20 protein-coding genes are annotated in these 25,103 nt (G+C 67.6%); 17 read left to right on the top strand and 3 right to left on the bottom strand.

Annotation, left to right across the window (positions count from 1 at the left end; all coding sequences use genetic code 11):
- Positions 1-5: 5 nt before the first annotated feature.
- Positions 6-3,494, bottom strand: a complete 3,489-nt coding sequence (dnaE, locus tag JO391_RS02755) for a DNA polymerase III subunit alpha (protein ID WP_220662681.1) — start codon at positions 3,492-3,494, stop codon at positions 6-8.
- 202 nt (positions 3,495-3,696) lie between these two features.
- Between dnaE and xdhA the strand changes: the two genes are divergently transcribed.
- The 3 genes from xdhA (at position 3,697) to xdhC (ending at position 8,908) form a co-directional block, all read left to right on the top strand.
- A complete protein-coding gene (gene xdhA, locus JO391_RS02750) occupies positions 3,697-5,133 on the top strand; it encodes a xanthine dehydrogenase small subunit (RefSeq protein ID WP_220662680.1) in 1,437 nt (478 codons plus the stop codon).
- Entirely contained in the window at positions 5,130-7,484 is a 2,355-nt protein-coding gene (gene xdhB, locus JO391_RS02745) for a xanthine dehydrogenase molybdopterin binding subunit (protein ID WP_220662679.1), read from the top strand. Before xdhA ends, xdhB begins: the two co-directional genes overlap by 4 nt.
- Positions 7,485-7,972: 488 nt before the next feature.
- A complete protein-coding gene (gene xdhC, locus JO391_RS02740; RefSeq protein ID WP_220662678.1) occupies positions 7,973-8,908 on the top strand; it encodes a xanthine dehydrogenase accessory protein XdhC in 936 nt (311 codons plus the stop codon).
- Here xdhC and JO391_RS02735 read toward each other — a convergent pair.
- Positions 8,905-9,387, bottom strand: a complete 483-nt coding sequence (locus JO391_RS02735; RefSeq protein WP_220662677.1) for a nucleoside deaminase — start codon at positions 9,385-9,387, stop codon at positions 8,905-8,907. The genes xdhC and JO391_RS02735 overlap by 4 nt on opposite strands.
- 608 nt (positions 9,388-9,995) lie before the next feature.
- Between JO391_RS02735 and JO391_RS02730 the strand changes: the two genes are divergently transcribed.
- The 9 genes from JO391_RS02730 to JO391_RS02690 all read left to right on the top strand — a co-directional run bounded on the left by JO391_RS02730 (position 9,996) and on the right by JO391_RS02690 (position 19,180).
- Complete coding sequence (locus tag JO391_RS02730) at positions 9,996-11,531, top strand: ABC transporter ATP-binding protein (protein ID WP_220662676.1); 1,536 nt, start codon at positions 9,996-9,998, stop codon at positions 11,529-11,531.
- A 90-nt stretch (positions 11,532-11,621) separates the two neighbouring features.
- Positions 11,622-12,704 carry an ABC transporter permease gene (locus tag JO391_RS02725; RefSeq protein WP_220662675.1) on the top strand — a complete coding sequence of 361 codons (1,083 nt, stop codon included), beginning with the start codon at positions 11,622-11,624 and terminating at the stop codon, positions 12,702-12,704.
- Complete coding sequence (locus JO391_RS02720) at positions 12,704-13,633, top strand: ABC transporter permease (protein WP_220662674.1); 930 nt, start codon at positions 12,704-12,706, stop codon at positions 13,631-13,633. The genes JO391_RS02725 and JO391_RS02720 overlap by 1 nt, the downstream gene beginning before the upstream one ends.
- A 55-nt stretch (positions 13,634-13,688) precedes the next feature.
- Positions 13,689-14,780 carry a BMP family ABC transporter substrate-binding protein gene (locus JO391_RS02715; protein WP_220662673.1) on the top strand — a complete coding sequence of 364 codons (1,092 nt, stop codon included), beginning with the start codon at positions 13,689-13,691 and terminating at the stop codon, positions 14,778-14,780.
- A gap of 149 nt (positions 14,781-14,929) precedes the next feature.
- Positions 14,930-16,216, top strand: coding sequence for an NAD(P)/FAD-dependent oxidoreductase (locus JO391_RS02710; RefSeq protein ID WP_220662672.1), 1,287 nt, complete (start codon positions 14,930-14,932; stop codon positions 16,214-16,216).
- 128 nt (positions 16,217-16,344) lie between these two features.
- Positions 16,345-17,421, top strand: a complete 1,077-nt coding sequence (locus JO391_RS02705; protein WP_220662671.1) for an NAD(P)/FAD-dependent oxidoreductase — start codon at positions 16,345-16,347, stop codon at positions 17,419-17,421.
- 99 nt (positions 17,422-17,520) lie between these two features.
- Complete coding sequence (locus JO391_RS02700) at positions 17,521-17,862, top strand: carboxymuconolactone decarboxylase family protein (RefSeq protein WP_220662670.1); 342 nt, start codon at positions 17,521-17,523, stop codon at positions 17,860-17,862.
- 122 nt (positions 17,863-17,984) lie between these two features.
- Complete coding sequence (locus tag JO391_RS02695; RefSeq protein WP_220662669.1) at positions 17,985-18,290, top strand: Mpo1-like protein; 306 nt, start codon at positions 17,985-17,987, stop codon at positions 18,288-18,290.
- Positions 18,291-18,376: 86 nt separating this feature from the next.
- Positions 18,377-19,180 (top strand): glycoside hydrolase family 25 protein, encoded by an 804-nt coding sequence (locus JO391_RS02690; RefSeq protein WP_220662668.1) that lies wholly within the window; start codon positions 18,377-18,379, stop codon positions 19,178-19,180.
- Between the two features lie 13 nt (positions 19,181-19,193).
- Here the strand turns inward: JO391_RS02690 and uraH are convergent, their stop codons facing one another.
- A complete protein-coding gene (uraH, locus tag JO391_RS02685) occupies positions 19,194-19,553 on the bottom strand; it encodes a hydroxyisourate hydrolase (RefSeq protein ID WP_220662667.1) in 360 nt (119 codons plus the stop codon).
- 157 nt (positions 19,554-19,710) lie between these two features.
- Here uraH and puuE point away from each other — a divergent pair, with 157 nt between their 5' ends.
- The 5 genes from puuE (at position 19,711) to JO391_RS02660 (ending at position 25,102) form a co-directional block, all read left to right on the top strand.
- Positions 19,711-21,126, top strand: a complete 1,416-nt coding sequence (gene puuE, locus JO391_RS02680; protein WP_220662666.1) for an allantoinase PuuE — start codon at positions 19,711-19,713, stop codon at positions 21,124-21,126.
- On the top strand, positions 21,123-21,968 hold the full coding sequence (locus JO391_RS02675; RefSeq protein ID WP_220662665.1) for a bifunctional allantoicase/(S)-ureidoglycine aminohydrolase: 846 nt from the start codon (positions 21,123-21,125) through the stop codon (positions 21,966-21,968). The genes puuE and JO391_RS02675 overlap by 4 nt, the downstream gene beginning before the upstream one ends.
- Positions 21,969-21,977: 9 nt before the next feature.
- Complete coding sequence (locus JO391_RS02670; RefSeq protein ID WP_220662664.1) at positions 21,978-22,448, top strand: ureidoglycolate lyase; 471 nt, start codon at positions 21,978-21,980, stop codon at positions 22,446-22,448.
- A gap of 58 nt (positions 22,449-22,506) precedes the next feature.
- Positions 22,507-23,982 (top strand): nucleobase:cation symporter-2 family protein, encoded by a 1,476-nt coding sequence (locus JO391_RS02665; protein WP_220662663.1) that lies wholly within the window; start codon positions 22,507-22,509, stop codon positions 23,980-23,982.
- 94 nt (positions 23,983-24,076) lie between these two features.
- Positions 24,077-25,102 carry a phosphotransferase gene (locus JO391_RS02660; RefSeq protein ID WP_220662662.1) on the top strand — a complete coding sequence of 342 codons (1,026 nt, stop codon included), beginning with the start codon at positions 24,077-24,079 and terminating at the stop codon, positions 25,100-25,102.
- Position 25,103 lies beyond the last annotated feature (1 nt).

Genomic DNA, 25,103 nt, shown 5'->3' with positions numbered 1-25,103 from the left:
CGGCCTCAGATCTCCTCCACCAGCACCACGCCCTGCACCGCCTTCAGCGCGCCCTTGATCTGCGGCGTCACCGGATAGGGCTGGGGCAGCGCGATGTCGATTTCGCGCCCTTCGCCATCGGCAACGCACAGCGTCACCGGCGCGCGCCGCTTGCCCTCCAGCCTGCCCAGAATCGCCGCCAGCGAGGCCACCGCCTCGGGCCGGTTCAGATGGATGCGCAGGGGAGAAGCGCCAGCCTCCGCCGCCACCGCGTCAATCGGCTGGGCGCCCCGCGCCAACAGCTTCAGCGTCTCGCCCTCCAGCGTCGCCTCGACCGTCAGCACGACGTTGCGGCCCGGTTCCAGGTGATCGCGCGCTGCCTCCAGCACGTCAGAAAACACCGTCACCTCATATAGCCCGGTCGGGTCCGACAGCGCCACGAAGGCAAAGCGGTTGCCCTTGGCCGATTTCCGCTCCTGCCGCGCGCTCACCGATCCGGCCATCTTCGCCACCAGCGGACCCCGCTCGGCCAGTTGCGTCACCTCGGTCAGCGTCTTCACATCCTTGCGCTTCAGCGAGGGCATGTAGTCGTCCAGCGGGTGCCCCGACAGATAGAAGCCGATCGCCTGATGCTCTTGTGCCAGCCGCTCCACCGGCAGCCAGTCGTCGCGGTAGGGCAGCCGCGGCTCGGGAATGTCGGCCCCTGCCTCGCCGAACAGCGACACCTGGTTCGACCCGCGCGCCTCGTGGATCGCGGCGGAGTAGCCGACCAGCGCATCCAGCGCCTCGAAGACCCGCGCCCGGTTCGCGTCCAGGCAGTCAAAGGCTCCAGCGCGGGCGAGCATTTCCAAGGGCCGCTTGCCCACCTTCTTCAGGTCCACCCGCCGCGCCAGGTCGAACAGCGTGGCAAAGGGCTTCGCCCCCCGCGCCTCGACGATGGTCTTCATCGCCTCGACGCCCACGTTCTTCAGCGCGCCAAGCGCATAGACCACCGCCCCGTCGCGCACGGAAAACGTCGCCAGAGACTCGTTGACCGAAGGCGCCACCGTGCGGATCCCCAGCTTGTCCACCTCGCGCTTGTAGACGGCCAGCTTGTCGGTCAGGTGGATATCGCAGTTCATCACGGCGGCCATGAACTCGACCGGATGGTTCGCCTTCAGCCAGGCCGTCTGGTAGCTCACCACCGCATAGGCCGCAGCGTGCGACTTGTTGAAGCCGTAGTTGGCGAATTTCTCCAGAAGGTCAAAGACCTCGCCCGCCTTCTTGGCGTCGATGCCGTGGGTCGCCTTGCAGCCTTCAATGAACTTGGGCCGCTCCTTCGCCATTTCCTCGGCGATCTTCTTGCCCATGGCGCGGCGCAGAAGGTCGGCGCCGCCAAGGCTGTACCCCGCCATGACCTGCGCGATCTGCATCACCTGTTCCTGATAGACGATGATGCCCTGGGTTTCGGCCAGGATATGGTCGATGGTCGGGTGGATCGACTCCAGATCCCGCAGCCCGTTCTTCACCTCGCAATAGGTGGGAATGTTCTCCATCGGGCCGGGGCGGTACAGCGCCACCAGCGCCACGATATCCTCGATGCAGGTGGGCTTCATGCGCCGCAGCGCATCCATCATGCCCGAGCTTTCCACCTGGAACACCGCCACCGTCTTGGCCGCGGCGTAAAGCTCGTAAGACGCCTTGTCATCCAGAGGGATATGGCCGATGTCGTTCTCGGCCCCCGGCTTCGGCTCGAACAGCACCCGCCCGTCCGCCGCCTGGTGCAGCGCGCGCCCCGTGCCCTTGATCAGGTCGATGGCGTTCTGGATCACCGTCAGCGTCTTCAGGCCCAGGAAGTCGAACTTCACCAGCCCCGCCGCTTCAACCCATTTCATGTTGAACTGGGTGGCAGGCATGTCCGACCGCGGGTCCTGGTACAGGGGCACCAGCTCGTCCAGCGGCCGGTCGCCGATCACCACGCCGGCGGCATGGGTGCTGGCATTGCGGTACAGCCCCTCGATCTGCTCGGCATAGGACAGAAGCCGCCCCACCACCTCTTCCTTCGCGGCCTCGCGCAGGCGCGGCTCGTCGGCCAAGGCCTTGGTGATGGAAACCGGCTTCACCCCTTCCACAGGGATCATCTTCGACAGACGGTCCACCTGGCCATAGCTCAGCTGCAAGACGCGCCCCACGTCGCGCACCGCCGCCTTGGACAGAAGCGCGCCGAAGGTGATGATCTGCCCCACCTTCTCGCGCCCGTACTTGCCCTGCACATAGCGGATCACCTCTTCCCGCCGGTCCATGCAGAAGTCGATGTCGAAGTCGGGCATCGACACCCGCTCGGGGTTCAGGAAGCGTTCGAACAGCAGGGCATAGCGCAGCGGGTCCAGGTCGGTGATCGTCAGCACATAGGCCACCAGCGAGCCCGCGCCCGACCCCCGGCCCGGTCCGACGGGAATGTCGTGCTGCTTGGCCCATTTGATGAAGTCGGCCACAATCAGGAAGTAGCCGGGGAACTTCATCTTCTCGATGATCGAAAGCTCGAAGCGCAGCCGCTCCTCATAGACCTCGCGCGGGGCCGCCATGGGAATCACGGCCAGACGACGCTCCAGCCCCTCCCAGGCCTGGCGCCGCAACTCCTCCACCTCGTCATCGGCAAACTTCGGCAGGATCGGCTTGCGCTTGAAGGCGGCAAAGGCACAGCGCCGGGCGATTTCCACCGTGTTTTCCAGCGCCTCAGGCAGATCGGCGAACAGCGCGCACATCTCGGCTTCGGACTTGAAATAGTGCTGCGGCGTCAGCCGCCGCCGCGGTTGTTGCTGGTCCACATAGGCGCCTTCCGCGATGCAGATCAGCGCGTCATGCGCCTCGTACATCTCGGATTTGGGGAAATAGACGTCGTTGGTCGCCACCAGCGGCAGGCCCATGTCATAGGCCATCTCGACAAAGGGCCGCTCGGTCGCCTGCTCGCCCTCGGTCAGCCGCCCGCCCTCGCCCGGATGGCGCTGCAACTCCATATACAGCCGCCCCGGATAGGCCGCCGCCAGCCGCTGCACCAGCGCCCGCGCTTTCGGCAACTGGCCCCCCTGGATCAGCCGCCCGACCGGCCCCTCCGCCCCGCCGGTCAGGCAGATCAGCCCGTCGGCATGCGCCTCCAGCTCCTCCAGCGTCACCTGCGGCAGCTGGCCGCCCTTGTCCACGTATAGGCAGCTGCTCAGCTTCATCAGGTTGCCGTAACCCGCCTCGTCCTGCGCCAGCAGAACCACCGGCGCCGGCATCCGGGGCTTCTCCCCCGGCTGCGCCGGGTCAAAGGCCACCGAGACCTGGCAGCCCACGATCGGCTGCACCCCGGCCCCCAGGGCCGTGACGGAAAACTCCAGCGCGGCGAACATGGCATTGGTGTCGGTCACCGCCACCGCCGGCATCTTCGCCGCCTCGCACAGCTTCACCAGCTTCTTCACCGGCACCGCACCTTCCAGAAGGGAATGCTCGGTATGGACACGCAGATGGATGAATCGGGGGGCATTGTCGGACATGGGCACAGCCTAGCGACCGGGCAGCGCCAGCGAAAGTGCGCCCCATTCTGAGGCAGGCCCGAAAACTGCTTCTGCCCGCCCCTTAGACAAATGCCTTGCGCCCCCGGCCCCCCGCGTCTTTCATGCAAGAGCGCCCCGTCTTACGCCGCATCAGGCGGGCGCACCGTCCAGGGACAAGCCAGGTACCGCGGCAGGCAGACACATGACCGAAATCGCGTTTCTCCTGAACGGAACGCCCGTCACCGTCACCGCCCCCCCCACGCGCACGCTCCTCGACTGGCTGCGCGAGGACCACCGCCTCACCGGCACCAAGGAGGGCTGCAACGAAGGCGACTGCGGCGCCTGCACCGTCATGGTCACCGATGCCGAAGGGTCGCGCGCGCTGAATGCCTGCATCCTCTTCCTGCCGCAACTGCACGGCAAGGCCGTCCGCACGGTCGAGGGTCTCTCCGGCCCCGACGGCCAGCTTCACCCCGTCCAGCAGGCCATGATCGACCATCACGGCAGCCAGTGTGGCTTCTGCACGCCGGGCTTCGTCGTCTCGATGGCCACCGCCCACCTGAACGCCCGCACCGACCATGATGACGTGCTCGCCGGCAACCTCTGCCGCTGCACCGGCTACGCCCCCATCATCCGCGCCGCCGAGGCAGCGGCCAGCGCCCCCGTCCCCGCCTGGATGGAAGAGGACCGCAAGGCCCTGCTGGACCCCGGTTTCTTCCGTTCCCAAATATCCTCGGGGGGAGAGGCGCGGCACGCGCCTCCGGGGGGCAGACAGCCCCCCGTCGACGCCTTCCGCCCCACCACGACCGACGAGCTGGCGGCATGGTACGCCGCAAACCCCGAGGCCACGCTGATCGCCGGCGCCACCGACGTGGGCCTCTGGGTGACGAAACAGCTGCGCGACCTCGCCCCCATAGCCTTCCTGAACGGCGTCGCCGACCTCGCCCGCATCGACCGCAGCGGCGACACCCTCCGCATCGGCGCCGGCACCACCATCGCCACCCTGCGCGACGCCCTCCGCGACCTGCACCCCTCCTTCGCCGAGCTTCTGCGCCGCTACGCCTCCGAACAGGTGCGCGCCGCCGCCACCATCGGCGGCAACATCGCCAACGGCTCCCCCATCGGCGACGGCCCGCCCGCCCTCATCGCGCTTGGCGCCACGCTGCACCTCCGCCAGGGCGACACCCGCCGCGACCTGCCCCTCGAAGCCTTCTTCCTCGACTACCGCAAGCAGGACCGCCGCCCCGGCGAATTCGTCGAGGCGGTGACCATCCCCGCCACCGCCCCCGCGCTTCGCTGCTACAAGCTGTCCAAGCGCTTCGACCAGGACATCTCGGCCGTCTGCGGCTGCTTCAACGTCACCACCCGGGACGGCATCGTCACAGAGGCCCGCATCGCCTTTGGCGGCATGGCCGGCATCCCCAAACGCGCCGCCCATGTCGAACAGGCCCTCATCGGCCACCCCTGGACCCAAACCACCGTGCAAAAGGCCCTGCCCGCCTTCGCGCAGGACTTCACGCCCCTCACCGACATGCGCGCCTCGGCCGCCTATCGCCTGACAGCGGCACAGAACATGGCGCTCCGCTATGTCCACGACCTCGCCGGAACACCCACCAATGTGCTGGAGGTGCGGGCATGAGCATCGGCCTCCCCCTCCCGCATGACGCGGCACCGCTGCATGTCACCGGACAGGCGCGCTATGTCGATGACATTCCGCTCCCCGAAGGCGCCCTGCACCTCGCCTTCGGCACCTCCACCATCGCCCACGGCGACATCACGGCGCTTGACCTCAGCGCCGTGCGCGCCGCGCCAGGCGTGGTCGCGGTGCTCTCGGCCGAAGACCTGCCCGACATGCCGGACTGTTCGCCTTCGGTCCATGACGAGCCTCTGCTGGCCACGGGCCGTGTGCATTACTGTGGCCAGCCCATCTTCCTCGTCATCGCCGAAACACACCTTGCCGCCCGCAAGGCGGCGCGTCTGGCCAAGGTCAGCTACGCCCCCCTCCCCGCCCTCCTGACGGTGGACGAGGCGCTGGCCGCCAACTCGCGCTTCGAACAGGGCCCGCTGATATGGACACGCGGCGATGCCGCCAAGGCCATCGCCGCCGCCCCAATCAAGATCGAGGGCCGGATGGAGGTGGGCGGACAGGAACATTTCTACCTCGAAGGCCAGATCGCCGCCGCGCTGCCCCAGGAAGGCGGCGACATGCATATCCTGTGCTCGTCACAGCACCCGACCGAGATCCAGCACAAGGTCGCCCATGCGCTCCACCTGCCCATGGCCGCGGTGCGCGTGGAAATGCGCCGCATGGGCGGCGGCTTCGGCGGCAAGGAAAGCCAGGGCAATGCGCTGGCCATCGCCTGCGCGCTGGCCGCCCGCCTGACCGGCAAGCCGGCCAAGATGCGCTATGACCGCGACGACGACATGGTCATCACCGGCAAGCGCCACGACCTCGCCGTGATCTACCGCGCCGGGGTGGACGAACAGGGCCATATCCTCGGGATCGAATTCACCCACCTGATCCGCTGCGGCTGGAGCCAGGATCTCTCGCTCGCCATCGCCGACCGGGCGATGCTCCATGCCGACAACTGCTATCACCTGGCGAACGTCCGCATCGAAAGCCACCGGCTGAAGACCAACACGCAATCGGCCACAGCCTATCGCGGCTTCGGCGGGCCGCAGGGCATGGTGGGGATCGAGCGCGTCATCGACCACATCGCCCATGCCACCGGGCGCGACCCGCTCGCCGTGCGCAAGGCCAATTTCTACCGCGCGCAAGACCCGTCAGGCCCCGGCACCGGCCACCGCTACGGCGGCCCCCATTCGCCCCACCGCGAGGAGATCGGACCGCAGACCACGCATTACGGGATGCCGGTCGAGGATTTCATCGCCCATGACCTCGTGGCCGAACTGGAGCGGACCTCGGACTTCGCCGCCCGCAAGGCGGCCATCGCGCGCTGGAACCAGACCTCCCCGATCCTGAAGCGCGGCATCGCGCTGACGCCGGTGAAATTCGGCATCTCCTTCACCCTCACCTGGCTCAACCAGGCCGGCGCGCTGGTGCATGTCTATCAGGACGGCTCGGTGCACCTGAACCACGGCGGCACCGAAATGGGCCAGGGCCTGAACCAGAAGGTCGCCCAGGTCACTGCCTCTGTCTTCGGGCTGGACGCCTCGGCGGTGAAGATCACCGCCACCGATACGGCCAAGGTCCCCAACACCTCGGCCACCGCCGCCTCTTCCGGGGCCGACATGAACGGCATGGCCGCCAAGGCCGCAGCCGAAACCATCCGCGACCGCATGGCCGCCTTCATCGCCGAAAAGCACCAGGTCCCGCCCGAGACGGTGCGTTTCGAAAGCGGAATGGTCCGCGTGGCGGGCGAGGATTACGACTTCGCCCGCGTCGCCGCCTGGACCTATCAGGCGCGCATTTCGCTCTCGTCCACCGGCTTCTACGCCACGCCCAAGATCATCTGGGACCGCATCAAGGGCCAGGGCCGCCCCTTTTTCTACTTCGCCTACGGCGCGGCGGTGACCGAGGTGGTGGTGGATACGCTGACCGGCGAAAACCGCATCCTGCGCGCCGACCTGCTGCACGACACCGGCACCTCGCTGAACCCGGCCATCGACATCGGCCAGGTCGAAGGCGCCTATGTGCAGGGCGCAGGCTGGCTCACGACCGAGGAACTGGTCTGGGACGGCAAGGGCAGGCTGATGACGCACGCGCCTTCCACCTACAAGATCCCCGCCTGCTCCGACCGCCCTCCGGTGTTCAACGTGGCCCTCTGGGGCCGCCCGAATGGCGAAGATACCGTGGGCAAGTCCAAGGCCGTGGGCGAGCCGCCCTTCATGCTGGGCATCTCGGCCTTCCTCGCCCTGTCCGATGCCGTGGCCGCCTGCGGCGACGGTTCGGTCTATCCCGCGCTGGAAGCTCCCGCGACGGCAGAGCGGGTGCTGCAGGCCATCCAGCGGGTGCGGGGAAATGTGTGATTCTCCCGTAGGATGGGCAATACTGCCCATCCTACCCTCCACCCCGCATCCTGCTTCCCGCGCCGACGAGGCGGACGTCCAGTGGACGTCCGACCGGCGCGTTGGCGATTTGCCGGCAAATCGCCAAGGGGCTGTCGGATTTCCCCGAGCGCTAGAAGCACGGGGCGCGCCTGCCTGGGCGGGCGCGTCTTCGCGCCTGCCAAGGGGCGGGCAGGCGCGGCCCGTGCGCCGGGCGCACGGGCGGTCTTGTGGCATCCGTCCCCCTGTGCCCGCGGCGATGGCCGCGGGCAACCCAGCCCTCCAGGCACTCCGGTCAACCCACCTGCGCCTCCCCTCCCCCCTGTGGGGCACAAGGCACTGCCTTGCGGCGAGGGGAGGGGGGCAGTTCCCCATCCCCGCGCAGACAATCCTTAAGTCCAAGTTAAACCGCGCCCGCAACCCATTGATTTTCCTTAATCCACCCAAGCGTCCGAGCTCGGACGCCCCCCATGTTTGACCTCGCCGCCCTCACCCGCGCCGTGGCCCGGCACGGCCGGGTCGCCCGCGTGGTCATCGCCGCCCACGACGGCTCCTCCCCCCGCGAGACCGGGGCCGCCATGCTGGTCTGGGACGGGGGGCAAGAGGGCACCATCGGCGGCGGCGCCCTGGAATGGGAGGCCACCACCCGCGCCCGCGCCCTGCTGGCCCAAGGCGGCCGGCGCGTCGACCGCCAGGCCCTCGGCCCCAACCTCGGCCAGTGCTGCGGCGGGGCGGTCACGGTCCTGACCGAGGTCCACGACCCCGCGACCCTGCCCGTCCCCCAGTCCGGCCTCATCGCCCGCGCCGTGGACGGCCGCCCCCTGCCCCTTGCCGTCGCCCGCCTCCTCGACCGCGCCCGCGCAGAAGGCGCCCGCCCCGGCCCCCTGCTCCTGCAGGGCTGGTTCATCGAACCCCTGGCCGAACCCACACGCGACCTCTGGATCTGGGGCGCCGGCCACGTTGGCCGCGCCTTGGTCGGGGTCATCGCCCCCCTGCCCGGCACCCGCATCACCTGGGTGGACGTGGCCCCCGACCGCTTCCCCCCGGACCTGCCGGAGACCGTCACCCCCCTCGCTCTCCCCGACCCGGCAGAGGCCGTCGCAGAGGCCCCGGCCACGGCCGAGCACCTGATCCTGACCTATTCCCACGCCCTCGACCTGGAGCTTTGCCACCGCCTCCTGACCCACGGCTTCGCCGCCTGCGGCCTGATCGGATCGGCCACCAAATGGGCCCGCTTCCGCTCCCGCCTCGCCGCCCTCGGCCATACACCCGACACCATCGTCCGCATCACCTGCCCGATCGGCGACCCTGCCCTGGGGAAACACCCCCAGGCCATCGCCATCGGCGTGGCCGCCCGGTTCCTCTCCTCCGCCCCCGCCAACGCGGCAGCGACCGAAGCTGGCTAGGGCGCCGACCAGAACCCCTCGTGCACCGCAGCCGCCTCGTCCTCCAGCATCGGGCCGATGACCTCGACCTTCCGCTGACCGGCGGCAAAGACCACCTCGCAGGGCAGGTCCAGCGTCGGGTTCTCGGGGTGGTTGCCGGTGATCTCCTTCAACGCCCTCTCGGTCAGACCGAAGACCACCCGCTTCAGCCCCGTCCAGTAGATCGCCCCCGCACACATCGCGCAGGGCTCGGCCGAGGTATAGATGGTGCACTCCTTCAACAACTCGTGCGGCAGCGAGGTGGAGGCCCGCGTCATCAGAACCCGCTCGGCATGGCCGGTCATGTCATGGTCGGGCATGAAGGCATTGTGCTGGGTCATCAACACCGTGCCGTCCGGCCCGACGAGGATGCAGGCAAAGGGATGGTTGCCCGCCTCGCGCGCCTTGCGGCTTTCCCCGATGGCAAGGCGCAGCAGGGCGACGTGGTCAAGTTCAGGCAATGTCACACCTCCCTCGAATGCGTCACGCTCAGAGTGACGCAATCGGACCGCGACGCAAGCGCCGGTGCAGGGCCGCTCAGTGCCGGTCTGTTCCCGGTCCAAGCGATCAACAGGATGCACGGAAATTGGGCACGCCTGTCCACGCCCGCCGCAGGTCGGCCGTCCGCTGAGCGCCGGGCCTGTCCCGGCCCCATCGCGCGGGCCGCACCGAAAAGTGGGCCGCACGTCCGACATCCCGCACCAGGAGGCGCATTTCCTCAGGAAATACACGTTCCGTCCGGTTTATTCGCCCGCTGCCGACCGCCTTCGCCCGGCCTCGGGAACGAAGCACCACGCGCGCGCCTATCCTTGTGCGCCCGCTGAATCGCTTGTGACAAGATCGCTTTCCGTTCTAGCCTGCCACAAAATCAAGCAAGCACAGCTGCGGGGATGGGGGCATTGACGGGACGCGACAGCACGGGGTGCCTCGGCACCGGCCCATGCAGACCGAGTGCGCGTCTTTCGCGAATTCCTGAAAGTGCTTCAGCCGCCAGCCGCGTAGGCAAGCGCCTGCCGCCCGTTCATCACTTTCCGACCGGATGTCAGGCCGGCTGAGCCACGGAGCGCCGATGGAGAACCCTTCCGCCCCCCCCTGCCTCGATCTGTCCGGGATCAGCAAGCGCTATCCGGGTGTCCTTGCCAACGACAACGTGGGCTTCACGGTGCGGCCCGGCGAGGTTCATGCGCTTCTGGGCGAGAATGGCGCCGGCAAGTCCACGCTGGTCAAGATCATTTACGGCCTCGTGAAGCCCGATACCGGCCAGATGCGGTTCAATGGCCGCGATTTCGCCCCCGGCCGGCCAAGCGATGCCCGGGCCGCGGGTGTGGCCATGGTGTTCCAGCATTTCAGCCTGTTCGAGGCACTGAACGTAGCCGAGAACGTGGCGCTAGGCATGGAAAACCCGCCGCCGATGCGCGAACTGGCCGCCCGCATCCGCGCCGTGAGCGAGGAATACGGCCTGCCTTTGGACCCATCCCGCATGGTGGGTGACTTGTCGGCGGGCGAGCGTCAGCGGGTCGAGATCATCCGCTGCCTGCTGCAGGACCCAAAGCTCCTGATCATGGACGAGCCAACCTCGGTGCTGACACCGCAGGAAGTGGAGATCCTGTTCCGCACCCTGCGGCAGCTGTCGGCCGAGGGCACGGCGATCCTCTACATCAGCCACAAGCTGGAAGAGATCCGCTCGCTCTGCGACGGCGCCACGATCCTGCGGCGCGGCAAGGTGGTGGCCACCTGCACGCCAAAGGAAAAGACCGCGCGCGAACTGGCCGAGATGATGGTGGGCGCCACGCTGAACCCGCCTGAACGGCGGCCGGGCGAGAAGGGCGAGGTCGTGCTGGGCGTCACCGACCTCTCGGTGGAAAGCCCCATCCCTTTCGGCACCTCGCTGAAGTCGGTGGGTTTCACCGTGGCGCGGGGCGAGGTGCTGGGCATCGCCGGGGTGGCGGGCAACGGGCAGGACGAGCTGCTGCTGGCCCTGTCGGGTGAGGTGCGGACCGAAGCCGACAAGGTGCGCATCAACGGCCATGCGGCGGGCGATCTTGGACCCGCTGACCGCCGCCGCGCCGGGCTGGTGGCCGCCCCCGAAGACCGCTATGGCCATGCCGCGGCCCCCGACATGACGCTTGTGGAAAATGCCTTCCTGACCGGCGCGATCCGCATGCACCTGACGCGGCACGGCTTCATCGACTGGGCGGGCGCGCGCGCCTTTGCCGAGCAGGTGATCAAGGACTACGATGTGCGCACCCCCGGCCCCCTCGTTGCGGCGCGCGCGCTGTCGGGCGGCAACCTGCAAAAGTTTCTGATCGGGCGCGAGCTGGACCAGTCGCCCGAGGTGATCGTGATCAACCAGCCGACCTGGGGTGTCGATGCTGCCGCCGCGGCGGCGATCCGGCAGGCAATCCTGAACCGCGCCGCCGAGGGCGCGGGCGTGGTTGTGATCAGCCAGGACCTGGACGAGCTTCTGGAAATCGCCGACAGCTTCGCCGTCCTGAACGCGGGCCGGCTGACGAAACCGCGCCCGGTCGAGGGGCTGACCATCGACCAGATCGGCCTGATGATGGGCGGCGCTCATGGCATGGAGGTGGCGCACCATGGCCACTGACGCCAGCAAGCGGCAAATTCCTGTGAAGGAATTTGCAAATTCGTTCAAACGAATTTGTCCACGGCAGGGCCGGGGCGCAGGAGCGACGGCATGCTGAGACTGGAGAAACGCCCGATCCCGTCGCGCTTCTGGCTGTACGGCACGCCCGTGGTCGCGGTGATCCTGACCATGATCTTCGGCGGGCTTCTTTTCGCGCTGATGGGCGTCAACCCCTTCGCCGTCATCAAGACCATCTTTTGGGACCCGCTGTTCGGCGAATTCGCCTTCTACCTGCGCGGCCAGCTTCTGGTGAAGGCGGGGCCGCTGATCCTGATCGCCATCGGCCTGTCGCTCGGCTTCCGCGCCGGCATCTGGAACATCGGCGCCGAGGGCCAGTACATCATGGGCGCCATCGTCGGCGCCGCCGTGGGACTGGCGGTGTTCCCCACCGAAAACCGGCTGATCTACCCGGTGATGGTGCTGGCCGGCGCCCTGGGCGGATGGGCCTGGGCCATGATCCCCGCGATCCTCAAGACCCGCTTCAATACGAACGAGATCCTCGTCTCGCTGATGCTGGTCTATGTGGCGCAGACCATCCTCGCCAAGGCCTCCACCGGGTTCCTCAAGAACCCCGAGGGCATGGGCTTTCCGGGCAGCCGCAACTTCTCCAGCTTTCCGGCCGCTGCCAACCCCGAACTCATCGCCGGCTCCGGCCTGCACTGGGGCGGCGTTGCCGCCTTCGTCGTGGCGGTGGCGGCCTGGGTGCTGCTCAGCCGTCACATCATCGGCTTCCAGATCCGCCTCTCGGGCCAGGCGCCGCGCGCCGCGCGCTTTGCCGGGGTCGCCCCGCAAAGGCTCGTGGTCCTTTGCATGGGGCTTTCCGGCGCGCTGGCGGGGCTGGCCGGACTGTTCGAGGTCACGGGCCCGGCCGGCCAGATCAGCATCGATTTCAACGTGGGCTACGGCTTCACCGCGATCATCGTGGCCTTCCTCGGCCGGCTGAACCCCCTCGGCATCGTGCTGGCGGGCATCCTGATGGCGCTGACCTATGTCGGCGGCGAGATGGCCTCCACCAACCTCGGCCTGCCCTCGGCGGCGATCCAGGTCTTTCAGGGGATGCTTCTGTTCTTCCTCCTGGCGCTGGACCTCTTCACCAACTACCGGCTGCGGTTCGGCCTGCGGGAGATCGCGTGATGGATCTGGGCGGCATCAACCTCGTCACGCTGGTCGCCTCCCTCATGGTGGCCGCGGTGCCGATCATGCTGGCGGCGATCGGCGAGTTGGTGGTCGAGAAGTCGGGCGTCCTGAACCTCGGCGTCGAGGGCATGATGGTCATGGGCGCGATCTGCGGCTTCATTGCAGCGGTCAATACCGGCAGCCCGGTCCTGGGATTTGTCGGCGGCGCGCTTGGCGGCGCGGCGCTGGCCACGATCTTCGCGCTTCTGACGCTTGGCTTCCTGGCCAACCAGGTCGCCACCGGCCTTGCGCTCACGCTTTTCGGCCTGGGCCTGTCCAGTCTGCTGGGCCAGGGCTACAACGGCATAAAGCCACCGCCCACCACGGCCCTTTTCGGGCCGCTCGGCGAAATCCCGGTGATCGGCCCCATCCTGTTGGGCCATGACTGGATGGTCTATGTCTCGATCCTCGTGGTCGCCCTCGTCTGGTGGGTGCTGAAATTCACCCGCACCGGCCTCATCATCCGCGCCGTGGGCGAAAGCCACGATGCGGCCCATGCGCTTGGCTACAAGGTGGCGCGCATCCGGTTCCTGTGCATCCTGTTCGGCGGCGCCATGGCGGGCCTGGGCGGCGCCTATGTCAGCCTGGTGCGCGTGCCGCAATGGGTGGACGGCATCACCGCCGGTGCCGGCTGGATCGCGCTGGCCATCGTGGTCTTCGCCAGCTGGAAGCCCTGGCGCGTCCTGCTCGGCGCCTATCTTTTCGGCGGCATCAGCGTGTTGCAGCTTCGGCTGCAGGCGGCGGGCTCGGCCATCCCGGTCGAATACTTGTCGATGGCGCCCTACTTGATCACCATCCTGGTGCTGGTCATCATGTCGTCTGGCCGCGGCCGCTCTGCGCTGAACGCGCCGGCCGCCCTGGGACAGAACTTTCACGCCTCGCGCTGACGGGGACAAAACACCGGGGGCGCCATGCCCCCGCTCAACGGGGAGAAATACCGCTATGCTTCGCAGAACTTTGCTGGCGACCGCCGCGCTCGGCCTGAGCCTCGGCCTGTCCACCGGCGCCTTCGCCGCCGGAATGGACAAGGTGAAGGCCTGCTTCGTCTATGTCGGCCCCATCGGCGACGGCGGCTGGACCTTCCAGCACCATCAGGGCGCCCTGGAACTTCAGAAGGCCTATGGCGACAAGGTTGAAATCGCCTGGCAGGAAAATGTGCCGGAAGGCGCCGATGCCGAACGGGTGCTGACCCAGATGGCGCTTGGCGGCTGCAACATCATCTTCACCACCTCGTTCGGCTACATGGACGCGACCAATGCCGTCGCCGCCAAGTTCCCGAACGTGATGTTCGAACACGCCACCGGCTTCAAGCGCGAGCATCCGAATGTCTCGACCTACAATGCCCGCTTCTATGAGGGCCGTGCGGTGCAGGGCACCATCGCCGGGCGCATGACCAAGTCGAACAAGATCGGCTACATCGGGTCTTTCCCGATCCCCGAAGTCATCATGGGGATCAACTCCTACTACCTGCACGCCAAGAAGGTGAACCCCAACGTCGAGCTTACCGTGGTCTGGGCCTACACCTGGTTCGACCCTGCGAAAGAGGCAGACTCGGCCAAGGCCCTCATCGACGCGGGCGTGGACGTCATCGCCAGCCACACTGACTCGACCGCGCCGCTGGCCGAGGCCGCAAAGACGAACGGTGCCGTCGTCGGCTTTGGCCAGGCCTCCGACATGGCCGAGTACAAGCCCTCCCCCCGCGTCTCGTCGATCATCGACAACTGGGGTCCCTACTATGTGAAGCGTGTGGGCGCCCTTCTGGACGGCAGCTATGCCCAGGCCGATGCCTGGGAAGGCATCGCCGGCGGCGAAGTGCTGATCGGCGAGATCACCGATGCCGTCCCGGCTGACGTGAAGGCCGAGGCCGAGGCGATGCGCGACGCCATCGCCGCGGGCACCTACCACCCGTTCACCGGCCCGATCAACAAGCAGGACGGCTCGCCCTGGCTGGCCGAAGGCCAGACCGCGCCGGATGGCGACCTTCTCGGCATGGCCTTCTACGTCGAGGGCATCCAGGGCGATATCCCCAAGTGATCCCAGGCATTTGCCTGATGGAAGGGCCCGCGCCGTGCGCGGGCCCTTCTGCTTTCCGGGGGCGGAATGTCGCGGCAGGAAAATACACCTAACACATTCACGAATACATATGTATATTATCTTCCAGAGGGACTGTCTGGGAGGAAGACATGGCGCATGTGGTTGTACTTGGGGCCGGTCTCGGCGGGGCCATCATGGCCTACGAGATGAAGGACCAGCTTCGGAAGGAAGACACGATCACCGTGGTCACCAAGGACCCGGTCTATCACTTCGTACCGTCCAACCCCTGGGTGGCGGTGGGCTGGCGCGACCGCGACGACATCTCGATCGACCTTGCCCCCACCATGCGGAAGAAGGGCATCGACTTCAAACCCGTGGCCGCCCAGAAACTGCACCCGGACGAGAACCGCATCGAACTGGTGGATGGAAGCTCGGTCAGCTACGATTATCTCATCATCGCCACCGGACCGGAACTCGCCTTCGACGAAATCGAAGGCTTCGGTCCCCATGGCGGACATACCCAGTCCGTCTGCCACATCGACCACGCGCTGAAGGCCAAGGACGCCTTCGAGCAGCTTCTCAAGAAGCCCGGCCCGGTCATCATCGGCGCAGCCCAGGGCGCCAGTTGCTTCGGTCCCGCCTATGAATTCACCTTCATCCTGGAAACCGCCCTGCGCCGGGCCAAGGTCCGCGACAAGGTGCCCATGACCTTTGTCACCGCCGAACCCTATGTCGGCCACCTGGGCCTAGATGGCGTGGGCGACACCAAGGGCCTCTTGGAATCCGAGATGCGTGCCAAGCACATCAAGTGGATGACCTCGACGAAGGTCACGAAGGTCGAAGACGGCAAGATGCATGTCCAGGAAATCGCCGAGGACGGCAGCGTGAAGTCAGAAAAGGAACTGCCCTTCGCCTTCTCGATGATGCTGCCGGCCTTCCGGGGCATCAAGGCGGTCTCCGGCATCGAGGGCCTCTCCAACCCGCGCGGCTTCACCATCGTGGACAAGCACCAGCAGAACCCGAAGTATCGCAACATCTTTGCCGTCGGCGTCTGCGTCGCGATCCCGCCGATGGGACCGACCCCGGTGCCCTGCGGCGTGCCCAAGACGGGCTTCATGATCGAATCGATGGTCACTGCCACGGCGCACAACATCGGCAACATCCTGCGCGGGCGCGAGCCCGATCAGGTCGGCACGTGGAACGCGGTCTGCCTGGCCGATTTCGGCGACAGCGGCATCGCCTTCGTGGCGCAGCCACAGATCCCGCCGCGCAACGTGAACTGGTCGTCGTCCGGCAAATGGGTGCATCTGGCCAAGATCGGCTTCGAGAAGTACTTCATCCGCAAGATCAGGAAGGGCCAGTCCGAACCCTTCTATGAAAGCCTGGCGCTCAAGTCGCTTGGCATCGACAAGCTGAAGGAAACAACAACCGGCTGATGCACCCGGCCCAGCCGTCGGATCGGGGCACCTGCCCCCGCGCCGGATTGCATCCGGCGTCTACCCGAGGATAGTTGAAGACAGATAATGAGGCAGGCCGGTCCTGCCCTTCTGGCTTGGAGGCAGGGTTGGACGCGGATTTCCTCATCGTGGGCGGCGGCATTGCCGGCGTCTCGGCAGCAGCACGGCTGTCGGAACTGGGCTCGGTCCTCCTGGTCGAGGCCGAGGATCACCTCGCCCACCACGCCTCGGGCCGGTCGGCCGCGATGTACGAGCCGAACTACGGCGCCAAACCGGTGGTCGAACTGTCCATGGCCTCCGGCGATTTCTTCCGTGCGGGCGAGGGTCTCCTGTCCCCGCGCGGCCTTCTGTTCCTGGCCAAGCACGGCGAGACCGAGGCGTTCCGCCACGATGCCGAGGCGATGGAACTGGCCGAGATCCCGCTGGACCGCGCGCTTGCCATGGTGCCGGTGCTGAACATGGATGTCCTCGCCCATGCCGCCCATGCCGATCACGGCTGGGACATCGACACAGACCTCCTCCTGCAGGGCTTCGCGCGCGAGGCACGCGCCCGCGGCGCCCGCATCCTCACCTCGGCCCGCGTCAGCGCCATCGCCCGCGACGGCGCCGGTTGGCGCGTGGATACCGCAGCCGGCAGCTTCACCGCCGGCACGCTGGTGAATGCCGCCGGCGCCTGGGTGGACGTCATCGCCCGCATGGCCGGCGTTGGTCCCCTGGGCTTCCAGCCCATGCGCCGGTCGATGGCGCGCATCCCCGCCCCCGGCGGCCACGATGTCAGCCGCTGGCCCATGATGCACGGCGTCGGCGAAACCTGGTACGCCAAGCCCGACGCTGGCGCACTCATCGTCTCGCCCGCAGAGGAAGACCCGATGGACCCGCACGACGCCTGGGCCGACGACATGGTCCTGGCCGAAGGCCTGGCCCGCTATGAGGAAATCGTGACCGAACCCGTCACGCGGATGATCTCCAACTGGGCGGGCCTTCGCACCTTCTCGCCCGACCGCTCGCTGGTGATCGGGCGCGACCCGCGCGACCCCTCCTTCGTCTGGATCGGCGGCCAGGGCGGCTACGGCTTCCAGTCCAGCCCCGCCGCCAGCCGGCTTGCCGCCGACCTTGTCGCCGGCCGCCCCAGCGAACTGCCCGCCGCCACGGTGGCCGCGCTGTCCCCCGCGCGCTTCCTCTGACGCGGCGTTACATTCCATCCCTTGAATGCAATTGACATGGGTCAAGGCCGGCGCCCGCCTTCGCATGGCATGGGGACGCATCCCGAACAGGAGCCGACCATGACCTACCGCGACAAGATCACATCCATGCGCAGCGAGCTGAGGGTGATGAACAAGCTCATCCCCCAGACCGCCGCCGCCTTCGCCGACCTGTCCAAGGCCGCCAAGGACGGCCAGCCGCTCGGCCCCAAGGAAATCGAATATGTGGCCCTCGGCATCGCCATCGCGCAACATTGCGATCCTTGCGTGAACTTCCATGTCGAGGCGCTGCGCAAGGCCGGCGCCACGCGCGAGGAACTGGGCGCCGTGCTCGCCATGGCGGTGCAGATGGGCGGCGGCCCCTCGCTCATGTATGCCGCCCACGCACTCGCCTGCTGGGACGAGCTGGACGCCGCGGCCTGAGCGCCGCCCCGCCAAGTGACGCCGCGTCCCGCACCCAGGGCGTGCACCATTCTGCGTTGCCGCATCGTCGCCGCTGCCCCTAGACTTGGCCTGTCGGGAGCCGGGCGAGGGGGGAGAATCCGATGTTTGCAGGACGGTCCTGGGAAGACTGGATCCGACAGTATTCGCAAAGCCACCAGAACCGCTGGAACCAGCTGACGCACAGCTTCGGCATCCCGATGATCGTGCTCTCGCTGCTGCTGGCGCTGCTCTCGCCCTTCGTCACCGGCCTCTGGCCTCTGGCGGCGGGCCTGTTCCTGCTTGGCTGGGCGCTGCAATTCATCGGCCACGCAATCGAAGGCAAGCCGCCAGAGTTCCTGTCGGACTGGCGCTTTCTTCTCGTCGGCACGCGCTGGTGGCTGGCCAAGGTGACAGGGCGCCTCGACTAGGCCAATCGCCGCGCAGCTTCGCGTGCAGGGGGATGGTCAAGACAGCCCTCGCCTTGGCATAGTGGGGCAAATCCTGGAATCCCCTCATGCAGCGCCGTCATTTCCTTGCCCTCTCGGGCTTCGCCGCCCTCGCCGCCTGCGGCGGTCGGGGTCGCACCCGTGCCAGCACCTCGGGCCTGCACGGCAACCCCGTGGTCAACCGGCCCGATTTCGGCGACGCCGACCCGGTGTCATGGGAAGGTCGCGGCCCTGACGGCCACCCCGTCCACGGCATCGACGTGTCAAAGTTCCAGGGCCAGATCGACTGGTCCACGGCGCGCGACAGCGGCGTGAGCTTTGCGTTCATCAAGGCGACAGAGGGCGGCGACCGCGTGGACGACCTGTTCGACAGCCATTGGCAGGGCGCCGGCCGCGCAGGCGTGCCGCGCGGGGCCTATCACTTCTTCTACCACTGCCGTCCTGCCAACGAACAGGCGCGCTGGTTCATCCGCAACGTGCCGCGCACGCCGGGCGCCCTGCCCCCCGTGCTCGACATGGAGTGGACCCCGTTCTCGCCCACCTGCACCATCCGCCCCCCCGCCGAACAGGTGCGCGCCGAGGCCGAGACCTTCCTGGCGATCGTCGGTCGCCACTATGGCCAGGCCCCCATCCTCTATGTCCCGGTCGAGTTCTGGAACGACAACCAGATGTGGAATGTGCGCGGCGCAGGCGACTTCTGGCTGCGCTCCACCGCCGCCCATCCGGCCGAAACCTACGACGGCCACCACTGGACCTTCTGGCAATACACCGGCACCGGGCTTGTGCCCGGCATCGGTGGCAAAGTGGACATCAACGCCTTCCACGGCTCGCGCGGCGCCTGGACGGACTGGCTCGCCCGACGCAGCGCATGACGCCGGCCCCGTCTCAACTGCCGCGATAGGTCGAATAGGCAAAGGGCGACAGAAGCAGCGGCACATGATAGTGCTGCCCTGTCTCACGCACGCCGAACCGGATCGGCACTTCGTCCAGAAAGCCCACGCCCGGCTCGATCTGCCCGGTCTCGCGCAGATAGTCGCCCGCCCGGAACACCAGCTCATAAACCCCCGGCTGCACGGCCGGCCCGGCCAGCATCGGCACATTGGTGCGGCCGTCCGTGTTCGTCACCGCCTCGGCCAGCTTCACCGGCGCGCCGGCCCCCAGCCGGTACAGGGTGATCTTCAACCCCGCCGCCGGCCGGCCAAGTGCCGTATCCAGCACATGCGTGGTCAATCGTCCATCTGCCATATCGAGTCCCCTTCGAACCGGCCAAACAAGCTGCAATCCTGCCCCGGACTGCACCTTTTCGCGACCGGGGGCCACTGCGGAAGGTGCTTCCGGAATTTCTTGATAAACCCTGCCAGATCGCGGACCTAGAAGGAAGGGCAGGACGACGGAGAAGCCCATGAACCGCTACCCCCGCGATTTCCGTGGCTACGGCCCCAACCCGCCCGATGCGGCCTGGCCCGGCGGCGCCAGGGTGGCCGTCAGCCTGGTGCTGAATTACGAAGAGGGCGGAGAGAACAACCTCCTGCACGGTGACGCCCAGTCCGAGGCGTTCCTGTCGGACATCGCCGGCGCAGCGCCCTGGCCGGGCATGCGGCACTGGAACATGGAATCGATCTACGATTACGGCGCCCGCGCCGGATTCTGGCGCCTGCACCGCCTGTTCACCGGGCGTGACCTGCCCGTCACCATCTACGGCGTCGCCACAGCCCTCGCCCGGGCGCCCGAACAGGTGGCGGCGATGAAGGCGGCCGGATGGGAGATAGCAAGCCACGGCCTGAAATGGGTCGATCACCGCGACATGCCCGAAGACGTCGAGCGTGCCCAGATCGCCGAGGCGATCCGGCTTCACACCGAAGTCGTGGGCGCCCCGCCGAAAGGCTGGTACACCGGCCGCTGCTCCATGAACACCGTGCGGCTCACGGCCGAGACCGGCCAGTTCGACTGGATCTCCGACACCTATGACGACGACCTGCCGTACTGGATGGAAGCGGGCGACCGAGACCAGCTGGTGATTCCCTACACGCTCGAAGCCAATGACATGCGCTTCGCCACCGCGCCGGGCTACATCGAGGGCGAGCAGTTCTTCACCTACCTCAAGGACAGCCTCGACGTGCTCCATGCCGAAGGTGCGGCGGGGCGGGCAAAGATGTTTTCCATCGGCCTGCACTGCCGACTGATCGGGCGGCCCGGCAAGATCGCCGGCCTGATCCGCTTCCTCGATTACGCGCAGGCCAAGGGCGGCGTCTGGTTCGCCACCCGTGGCCAGATCGCCGCGCACTGGAAGGCCCACCATCCGCACCGCCGCATCGAACGGCCCAGCCAGATGACGCAGGCCCGCTTCGTGGAACGCTTCGGCGGCATCTTCGAACATTCCCCATGGATCGCCGAACGCGCCCATGCGCTGGGACTTGGCCCCGTCCATGATTCCGCCGGCGGCCTGCACAACGCCCTGGCCCGCATGTTCCGCTCTGCCACGCCCGAAGAGCGGCTTGCCGTTCTGAAGGCCCACCCCGACCTCGCCGGCAAGCTCGCAGCGGCGAAACGGCTGACCCCGGAAAGCACGCGCGAACAGGCCAGCGCCGCGCTGGACGCGCTGACCGACGACGAGCGCGCGGCGTTCCAGCGGCTCAACGCCGAATACGTCTCCCGCCACGGCTTCCCCTTCATCATCGCGGTGCGCGACAACACGAAGGACAGCATCCTCGCGGCCTTCCACACCCGCATCGCCAACGACAGCGCCACCGAATTCGCCACCGCCTGCGCGCAGGTCGAACGCATCGCCGAACTGCGCCTGAAGGACATCCTGCCATGACCAGCTATGCCGTCCCCGCCGACGGCCTTCCGCCCCAGACCGCGCTGCACACCGGCCGCGCCGTGTTTACCGAAGCCTACGCCGTGATCCCGCGCGGCGTCATGTCCGACATCGTCACCAGCCTCATGCCCGGCTGGGACAAGACGCGCTTCTGGGTCATCGCCCGCCCGCTGTCGGGCTTCTCCGAGACCTTCTCGCAATACATCCTGACCATCGACCCCCAGGGCGGCTCGGATTATCCCGAACCCGAATCGGGCGCCGAAGGCGTGCTCTTCGTCACCGAAGGCCGCCCCCGCCTCACCATCGGCGACCAGCACCACGACCTCGCCCCCGGCGGCTACGCCTATCTGCCGCCCGGCGCGAAATGGACATTGTGGAACCCCGGTGCCGCCCCCGCGAAACTGCACTGGATCCGCAAGCTATACGAGCCCGCCCCCGGCCTGCCCCTGCCCGAGGCTTTCGTCACCAACGAACAGCACCGCTCCCCCGCCGCCATGCCGGGGACCAAGGGTGCCTGGGCCACCACCCGCTTCGTCGATCCCTTCGACCTGCGCCACGACATGCATGTGAACATCGTCACCTTCCAGCCCGGCGGCCTGATCCCGTTCGAGGAAACCCATGTCATGGAACACGGGCTCTATGTGCTGGAAGGCAAGGCGGTCTACCGGCTGAACCGCGACTGGGTCGAGGTCGAGGCCGGCGATTTCATGTGGCTGCGCGCCTATTGCCCGCAGGCCTGCTATGCCGGCGGCCCCGGCCCCTTCCGCTATCTCCTCTACAAGGACGTCAACCGCCACGCCAAACTCCGCGGCCCCGGTGCCTTCGGCCCGGCACGCGGCTAGGGGCCAAGGATGAGGATCATCCACCCCGAACCCCTGACCGCCGAAGCCTTCGCCCTGTTCGGCGAGGTGCTGGAGGCGACCGGCGACTTCCGCCTCATCAACGCCGGCCTCTGCCGCCGCCACCACGACCGCGCCCGGCTGGATTTCGGCACCGGCCGCGCCGGCATCTCGGTCTTCGACGCCGAACCCCGCGCGTTGCCCTACGACTTCGACCTGATCGAACGCCACCCCGAAGGCACCCAGGCCTTCCTGCCCATGACGCAGTCCCCCTTCCTCGTCATCGTGGCGCTCAACCCTGAGGCAATCCCCCGCGCCTTCGTCACCAATGGCGCGCAGGGCATCAATCTCGCGCGCGGCACCTGGCACGGCGTGCTCACGCCCTTGCACGCCCCCGGCCTCTTCGCTGTCGTGGATCGCATCGGCGACGGCGCGAACCTCGAAGAGCACCGCTTCGCCGAACCCTGGCGGGTCACCGCCTGAGGCAAGGCCGGCTCAAGGGGAGGCCGCAATCGTCCCCGACACAACAAGGAAGGGACAGATGACCGACAAGACGCATCCGGTGGACGAGGTCCTCCCGCCGCCCCGGCTCTTCGTGCTGGGGCTTCAACATGTTCTGGTGATGTATGCCGGCGCCATCGCCGTGCCCCTGATCGTCGGCCGCGCGCTGAAGCTGGAGCCGGCCGACGTGGCCTTCCTCATCTCGGCCGACCTCTTCGCCTGCGGCATCGTCACGCTGATCCAGTCGCTCGGGATGACCCAGTGGTTCGGCGTCAAGCTGCCGGTGATGATGGGCGTCACCTTCGCCTCGGTCGGCCCGATGCTGGCCATCGCCGGAGCGAACCCCGGCCCGGACGGCGCGCGGCTGATCTTCGGCGCCATCATCGGCGCCGGCATCATCGCCATGCTCATCGCGCCCCTGGTAAGCCGGATGCTGCGCTTCTTCCCGCCCGTCGTCACCGGCACCATCATCCTGGTGATCGGCGTCACGCTCATGCGCATCGGCATCAACTGGATCTTCGGCAACCCCGTCGGCCCCACCGCGCCGATGCTGGTCGATCCCGCCCAGGCCGACTGGCTCAAGGCCCTGCAAGAGGCCGCCGCCGCCGGCGGCGCGGCTGTGCCGGAAAAGCTCGCCCTCGCGCCCTCGGTCCCCAACCCCGCCTATGCCACGCCCGGCAACATCGCGCTTTCCGCCGTGGTGCTGGCAGCCGTCCTTCTCATCGCCCGCTTCGGAAAGGGCTTCCTCGCCAACATCTCGGTGCTCCTTGGCATCGTGATCGGCGGCCTCTTGGCCACGCTTCTGGGCCAGATGAGCTTTGCCAAGGTGGGCGAGGCCGCCTGGTTCGGCCTCATCACCCCCTTCCACTTCGGGATGCCGATCTTCGATCCGGTGATGATCCTCACCATGACCCTGGTGATGATCGTGGTGATGATCGAATCCACCGGCATGTTCCTGGCCCTGGGCGACATGACGGGCCGCAAGATCACCCAGCCCGTCCTGTCCGCCGGCCTGCGCACCGATGGCCTCGGAACGCTGATCGGCGGCATCTTCAATACCTTCCCCTACACCTCGTTCAGCCAGAACGTGGGCCTCGTCGGTGTCACCGGCATCCGGTCGCGCTTCGTCTGCGTGGCCGGCGGGCTCATCCTCATCGTCCTCGGCCTCGTCCCGAAGATGGGCGCCCTGGTCGAGGCGCTGCCCACCGCCGTCCTGGGCGGCGCGGGGCTTGTCATGTTCGGCATGGTCGCCGCTACCGGCATCCGCATCCTGGCGGCGGTGGATTTCAAGACCAGCCGCAACAACCTGTTTGTCGTGGCGGTCTCGCTCGGCTTCGGGATGATCCCGCTGATCGCGCCCAACTTCAAGCAATGGATGCCGCATGGCATCCACCCGCTGATCGAATCGGGCATCCTTCTGGCCACCATCTCGGCCGTTGCCCTGAACGCCTTCTTCAACGGCACCACCGGCACCGCCGAAGACCTGAAGGAAGCCGCCTCGGTGGCCGATCACTAGGGCGCCTGCCCACGGTCCGAAGGGGTTTTGATCAAACCCTTTCGGCCCGCTCCCGGCTCGCCTATGCTGCGGCAAGTCCCGTCCAGGCCGCAGCATGACCCAGACCAATTCCAGCCTGACCACCGCCCCGCCGCAGATCACGGCCAGCGCCGCGGCCAGGCTCGCCGCCGAACATTTCGGCCTTTTCGGCACCCTGACCCGCCTCACCTCGGAACGCGACCTGAACTTCCGCATCGAGGGGCCCGAGGGCGCCCATGTGGTCAAGATCGCCAATGCCCAGGAACCGCACGAGGTCACGCGCTTCCAGACCGAGGCGCTCCTGCACCTTCACTCCACGGCGCCCGACCTGCCCGTGCCCCGCCTCCGCCGCACCGTCACTGGCGCTACGGAAGTGATCCTGCCGGGGGGCGAGATGCTGCGCGCCCTGACCTATCTTCAGGGCCAGCCCATGCATGCCGCGCCCCACCCGCCTGCGCAACGCATCGCGATGGGGCAGATGGCGGCACGGCTGACAAAGGGCTTGCAGGGCTTTGCCCATCCCGCTGCCGGCCACCGCCTGCAATGGGACATCCGCCATGCCGCCGACCTGGCGCCCCTGCTGCCGCAAATCGCCGATGCGGACCTGCGATCGCTGGCCACCGCCACGCTCGAAAGGTTCGTGGCCCATGTCGCCCCCCGGCTGAAGGACTGCCGCTGGCAGGTGGTCCACAACGATCTGAACCCGCACAACGTTCTGGTGGACCCCGCCGATCCCGCCATCATCAGCGGCATCCTCGACTTCGGCGACATGGTGGAAACCCCGCTGGTCTGCGATCTGGGCGTCGCCGCCAGCTACCAGTTGGACCCGGCTGATGCCGCCGCCAGCCTCGCCGCCTTCACCGCCGCCTATGACACGGAGCTTCCACTGACCGACACCGAGCTTTCGCTCGTCGCCGATCTCACGCAGGCGCGGATGCTTACCACCCTCGCCATCGCCTCCTGGCGGGCCAGCCTCTACCCCGACAACGCGCCCTACATCCTGCGCAATGTCCCCTCGGCGCAGGCCGGGCTTGCCGCCCTCGCCGCCGTCCCGCCCGAGGCCCTGACCGAAACCATAGCCCGCGCCTGCGGAAGGACCTGAG

The sequence above is a fragment of the Neotabrizicola shimadae genome (assembly GCF_019623905.1).
Taxonomy (GTDB): Bacteria; Pseudomonadota; Alphaproteobacteria; order Rhodobacterales; family Rhodobacteraceae; genus Neotabrizicola; species Neotabrizicola shimadae.
This window is presented reverse-complemented; position numbering and strand designations above follow the sequence as displayed.